The organism is Fusibacter sp., from assembly GCF_057447755.1.
In genome coordinates this window covers 1-6,500 of the sequence record NZ_JBVBZF010000200.1, presented here as the reverse complement: position 1 = coordinate 6,500, position 6,500 = coordinate 1, and the positions used below count along the sequence as shown (strand labels likewise).

Below are 6,500 nucleotides of genomic sequence, written 5' to 3'. Positions count from 1 at the left end.
CAGACCAAATCAATTGGTATCCAGCCCACATGAAAAACAGATATTTAGACTGGGTTAAAAACCTCAAATGGGATTGGTGCATTTCAAGACAGAGATATTTTGGCGTCCCTTTTCCAGTATGGTACTGTAAGGCTTGTGGTCAAATCAAACTGGCAGATGAAAGTCAACTTCCAGTAAATCCGATGGAGACTTCACCATTATCATCTTGTGGCTGTGGTTCAAATGAATTTATACCTGAAACCGCCGTACTGGACACATGGGCAACTTCATCTGTAACGCCGCAGATCAATGCCCTATGGGGTGAAAACGGCAAGCGCATTCGTCCAAACGATGGGCAGATCAAGAGTCGAGCTCAAACCACAAATGAAACTCAATTTTCAAACGCATCACAAGTCACATATGAATCCACATATCAATCCATTCATTCAAAAGGTAATTTGCATTCAAACAAAACTTCTATGTTAAAAAATGAATCGTATTCACAAAGAGACAACTTTATGCCAATGAGCATGCGCACTCAAGCACATGAAATCATAAGAACCTGGGCCTTTTATACGATTGTTAAAAGCCTCTATCATACTGGTGAAATCCCATGGCGTGACATCATGATTTGCGGTTTTGTCCTCGCAAAAAAAGGTGAAAAAATCAGCAAATCAAAGAACAATGCAAATACGAGTCCAAAAGCCATAATCGACCGTCATTCAGCGGATACCGTAAGATATTGGGCGGCAACTGCCAAACTCGGCACGGATACGTTCTTCGATGAAGGGGAGTTAGATGGCGTAAAACGTTTCATCAACAAGCTTTGGAATGCCTCAAAGTTTACCATTTCACACCTTAAAGACTATTCAATAGAAAATGAAATGCGTCTTCTACCGGTTGACAAGTGGATTATAGAGAGGTCCAAGGAAACCATGCAGGCTGCTGAAAAATACCTTGATCAATACGAGCTTGGCTTAGCAAGGCATGAGATTGACCTCTTTTTCTGGCGAGATTTCTGTGACTACTATCTTGAAATCGTAAAAGATCGACTTTATAAACCTGAAGTACATGGAAAACTTGAAAGAGCAGGGGCACAGTATGCTCTTTACATTTCACTCCTCATGATTCTCAAACTCTACGCCATTTTTACACCACATTTGACAGACCATATCTATCAGCTTTTTTATAAGGAACGTGAATCATTCCAATCATTACACCAAATGAGATGGTGTGAGATAAGAGTAATTAAAGATAAATACCTCATGTTTGGAGATGCCTTAAAAGCTGTTATTTCCGACGTTCGAAAGTACAAATCTGAGAATTCACTTTCTATGAAGGCTGAAATAGAGACGGTTAACGTTGAGTGCCCTATGGCACTGATTGAAATGTTTTATGACAATAAAAACGACATAATCGCATGCTGTAATGCAAAAGAAATTCAAATCAACAATATAAATTAACCACATATTTTATAAAAATATTTAAATGAGTTATAAAAAAAGTTGAATGATTAAGCGAATGTGATACGATATTCATTGAACATGGAGGTTAAAATGAAAAAACTATTAATATTTATCATATCGCTTATCTTTTTTTTATTGATCATACTTTGGGACCAAAGAGAGGTGCTCATTCATAAGGAAGAACCCCTTAACAAATCTGTTGAAGCACCTGATTTAAAGGGAACTACCTTTGAAAATTTTAAGTTCCCTGAGGACTTTGATATTCGTAAATATGAAAGCGTGACCCTTAATTTTATCGTTGAGAACAACTTAAGCTCAAACATTCTCTCGGTTGAAAGTGAGGAGTTCACCAAGCTGACTGGCATAAATATTAAGATTAGACCCATAGATTATGATACCTTTATTCAAAAGATCAATCTGGATTTCATATCAGAATCCGGCAAATATCAAGTCATATATTCTGATCCTTATCAAACCTTAAACCGCTTTCATGATGATTTGGAGGTATTAAATCCCTATATAGAACGAAGTGATTTGCCACAGCTTCAAGTACCCCTAGACGATTTTTTCAACACTCAGCTTGAGGTCTGCTCCTACTTTGAAGACAAAGATAAGCTATATGCAATTCCTTTCGATTCTACGACCATGATCCTTTACTATAGAAAAGATGTCTTTGAAGATTTTAAGGATGCCTTCATGAAGGCAAAAGGCTATGACTGGACACCTGGGAGTAAGGATTTCACCTGGGAACGCTATATTGAAATCGCACAATGGATTGACAAATATGTTCCCAATGAAATCGTGGAATATGGCAGTGGTCAAACCGCACAAGCCCATAATGCTGTCTTTTGTGAGTTTTCAAATATTTTAGCATCAAATGGTGGCAATTACTTTAAAGATCCTGGTATTGGAACACTTGGCAAGGAAAACTTCGAATCATTAGACGTTAGAAGCAAAACCTTTATTGATTCACTTAGAACTTATAAAGAGATTGTCTCTGCATCATCACCTGACAGTATCAATTGGAACTGGACGGATTCAGCAGAGGCCTTTAACAAGGGCAAAATTGCCATGATGATCAATTGGGATGAAAATTTTACGGCATTAAATGCTTCATCAAATTTTAGAGTTCGCGGAAATGTTGGTACATCAATCTTGCCTTATGGTTCCTACAGAAGTGCCAACATCTATGGGGGGTCAGGCATCGGCATAAACAAGTACGCATCCGATATCGAAAAAGAAGCTGCCTGGTTTTACATCACATGGGCAACAGCCAAGGATATGCAAATGCGAATTCTTACAGATCCAACAGGGGGTGCTTTACCGACGATTAAATCGGCTTATGAAGAGGTCTCCCAAGATTTTAGAGCAGATCATCCTCAGATTGAAACCGTTTTAAAAGCATGGTCACCTGATAAAATTTATCTGCGTCCAAAGCTTGAAAACTTTTATTATATAGAGCAAATTCTCAACAACATGCTCCACGACATGATAGAACAAGACCTTGATCCTGTAGATGTCTCAAACACCATTTATAAACGCATCATGGAAAAGAGGTAAATGATGAAGAAAATTAAATTTTATCATAGCCTCAGATTCCAATTGATGATGATTGTTATCTTCCTGATGATCATCCCAATGTTTATCATTGGTTCATTGCTGTCTAAAACATTAAAGGATATTTTTACAGATAAATACAGCGCAGTTGCCCTTCAGTCCATCCATGAAACAGGCGAAAAAATTGACTATATGCTCAGCGACATTGAAGATTACACCACAAGCTTGCTTGCAAGTGCATCTTTTCTGGATTTACTCGCAAACGGAACCCTTAACGATAAAATCATGGATGAAACCCTAAGAGGCTTTTTAGCTTCTAAAAATGACATCGATGGCATCTCACTGATCAACAGCACAGGAACCTATGCCATTGGAACCAACAAGGCAAACCCCATGATTTCCATACAGTTGATGATGAAAAATCAAACAGACGGCAAGCCTATATGGTTCTCAACCAAACAGCAAAATATCAAAATACTGTCTGGTGTTTTTTCGAGATATTATTTTTCTGTAGTCCGAAACATCATCAATTTCAACACACTTGAAAACTACGGGGTCTTGGTGGTAGATGTGGAAGAATCATTACTAGACCAGGCCTATAGCAATCTATCCACTGATGGGGGGGAAGTCTTCATCATAGATGAGGCAGGCATGATCGTCAGTCATCCTGATAAGGCAATGATTGGAACAGCTATTACAAATTTACCCTATTATCAAGGCATTATGAATCCCAACCATTCTTCAGACAAGGTTTTCTATGACCTTGAAAATCAATCCTACGTCGCTTTTTACAGTCACTTGGATACCAATGGCTGGCGTATTGTCAAAACGATTTCATCTGACATGCTCTTTAATGAGATTAACCAAATTCAACGTTATTTCATACTTGCAGGTGGCCTTTACGGCGTACTTATGATGGCCTTCTTACTTGGTTTTGCGCTCCAATACACAGAACCAATGCTAAAAGTCATACACGATATTAAACGCGTTGAAGAGGGGGACCTCACTGTCAGAACCAATGTCAAGACCAGCAATGAAATCAGTCAGCTCAGTGACGGCATCAACAACATGATCGATGAAATGGCACTATTGATCGACCGATTGGTTGAAGAAGAGAAGATGAAAAGAGAAGTGGAGCTTGAAGCTTTACACGCTCAAATCAACCCACATTTTCTCTACAACACACTTAACACCATCAAGTGGATGGCTAAAATACAAGGTGCACACAGCGTAAGCAACGCTATTGTTGCCTTGGTTAAATTACTGCGAATCAGCATTAACATAAGTGGGGATTTTATACCACTTAAAGAAGAAATTGAGTATATCCAAAATTATGTCTACATCCAAAAGCTGCGCTTTAATGAGGACTTTATTATTGATTATGATGTAGATGAAAGCTTAAATGACTGCATGATTCCAAAGCTCATTTTGCAGCCAATAATTGAAAACAGTATCATCTACGGCATGGAAAATGCAGAGAAGCTTGAGATCCATGTGGTTTGTTTTAAAGAAACTGAATCCGAAACTTTAGTCATCAAAATCATTGACAATGGACCAGGAATCTCTGAACAGGTACTAAAGACTATTTTTAAAGATCAAAAATCAGAAAGTAAATTTAGTAAAGCTGGTCTAAACAACGTCAATCAACGCATCAAGCTTTTCTGCGGGGAAGAATTCGGACAGGAAATATTGACAAAAGAGCAATTTGGCACTACTGTTATTGTTAGACTTCCCATTAGAAAAGAAGGAGAAAATCATGTATAAAGTGCTAATAGTAGACGATGAAGTTCTTGTTCGAATCGGCTTAAAAAACACCATTGACTGGGAATCAATAGGCTTTACAGTAGTTGGCGAAGCCTCAAACGGCGAACAGGGATTCGCTCAGTTCGAAGCACTTGATCCCGATGTGGTTATCACAGATATCAAAATGCCCAAGAAAGATGGTTTGTGGTTAACAGAACAAATCCATAAGACTAATAAACATACGAAAATCGTGGTTCTAACTTGTTACGATGAGTTCCAATATGCCAGGACAGCCCTTAAAAATGGTGCATCTGACTATATGCTAAAGTCTGAAATCATTGATGATGAGCTTGTTGAACTTATGGGTAAGCTAAAGGCCACGCTTGATGAATCGCCCAACAAACCCCAAAACAAGTCTGCCAGTCTCATTAATCAAAAAGCAATCAAACGCGCCCTCCTCAATGACTTAATCAAAGTAAAGTTCAATCTTGATGACCGTTTGAGTTTAAGACTAAATGAGCAGCAAATGCTCAAACCAGACTCCAAATATGCATTTATCTATCTCGAAAATGATTCTTCAGATCATCCAAATGCAAAACAGATCAGCGAGACAACTGTAAATTTAGTGGCCGATCAAATCAACGAAAAGGGTTACTCCTTTTTGTTTAACGGCTATATGGACGAGCATTTGTTTTTAATTGCTTCACCAGATTTAACCTTGACTCAACTCAACCGAATTGCAAACTCAGTGGAAAACGGGGTTTTACAGTATTTTAATTTAAAACTCAAATTAATCTATACCAGTTCAATTGCATCCTATGACCAGCTTGGTCTTCAACACGATCTCTTGTTGAAGGGTAAAGAGCAATTCTTTTACATTTCAAAATCAGAGTCCTATGTGGAAAATCTTGATCATATCAAATGGGAACTGGTTGAGCCTCAAAAGCTTAAGAAAACCTATGTTGGTGAGTTCATAGACTGGATTGGAAAAGAGGATGCCAGCTCTGCTATAAAACGTATTGATGAGCTTGCTCAAATGTTCAATCAAAACCACCATCCACCTAAGCTCCTTAAACTCTTAGTCATTCAAATCATTGGCGAACTTTACAGTGCCTATCAGTATGTGTTTGATAATACCGAGCTAAATTTTAACTTTGCAGCATTTCATGAGTCTATTTTGAACACAAAGCATCTGGATCAATTGATTACATCCACAAGTGATCTATTGAGCCTCATCGTTCATGAACTCAAATATATTAGACGAAATCAGTCCAAGCATTTAATCAAACGCGCCATTAATTTTATTGATCACAATTACGATCAAAACATCTCACTTGAGGATGTGGCCAAGGTCATCAACTTGTCTAAGCAGTACGTTTGTCATATTTTCAAAAAGGAGACTGGACAAAATCTTTCACATTATATCAATCAGGTTCGAATTGAAAAAGCCAAACAGCTTTTGCTGAACCCAGCCAATTCAAACAAGGATATTTACAGCATGGTTGGCTTTTCAAACCAGCAGTACTTCAGCAGGGTGTTTAAGAAAATGACCAATATGACCACCTCAGAATACAAAGACAAGTATTATCAAAAGGACAATTAAACACACAATGATTCTAGAATAAATGGTTTAGAATAAAAAAATACCACATTAACCTTTAAAAGAACTGATATGATTCAGTTCTTTTTTTGTGTGTCACAAAATCATCTAGTCAAAACGGATTACTCCCACTCCCGCACTCATCCTATTTATCT

General features: G+C 37.9%; 4 protein-coding genes. All 4 read left to right on the top strand.

Annotated elements, in window-relative coordinates; genetic code table 11:
* On the top strand, positions 1 to 1,442 hold a 1,442-nt coding region (locus AC220I_RS16305; protein ID WP_486724922.1), incomplete at its 5' end, for a class I tRNA ligase family protein.
* Between the two features lie 93 nt (positions 1,443 to 1,535).
* Entirely contained in the window at positions 1,536 to 3,005 is a 1,470-nt protein-coding gene (locus tag AC220I_RS16300; RefSeq protein WP_486724921.1) for an extracellular solute-binding protein, read from the top strand.
* A gap of 3 nt (positions 3,006 to 3,008) precedes the next feature.
* Positions 3,009 to 4,766, top strand: a complete 1,758-nt coding sequence (locus AC220I_RS16295; RefSeq protein WP_486724920.1) for a sensor histidine kinase — start codon at positions 3,009 to 3,011, stop codon at positions 4,764 to 4,766.
* A complete protein-coding gene (locus tag AC220I_RS16290; RefSeq protein ID WP_486724919.1) occupies positions 4,759 to 6,348 on the top strand; it encodes a response regulator transcription factor in 1,590 nt (529 codons plus the stop codon). The genes AC220I_RS16295 and AC220I_RS16290 overlap by 8 nt, the downstream gene beginning before the upstream one ends.
* Positions 6,349 to 6,500: the final 152 nt, after the last annotated feature.

Excerpts from the sequence above, each read along its gene's own strand:
- AC220I_RS16300 (WP_486724921.1), top strand. The coding sequence starts at position 1,536 with ATGAAAAAACTATTAATATTTATCATATCGCTTATCTTTTTTTTATTG.
- AC220I_RS16295 (WP_486724920.1), top strand. The coding sequence starts at position 3,009 with ATGAAGAAAATTAAATTTTATCATAGCCTCAGATTCCAATTGATGATG.
- AC220I_RS16290 (WP_486724919.1), top strand. The coding sequence starts at position 4,759 with ATGTATAAAGTGCTAATAGTAGACGATGAAGTTCTTGTTCGAATCGGC.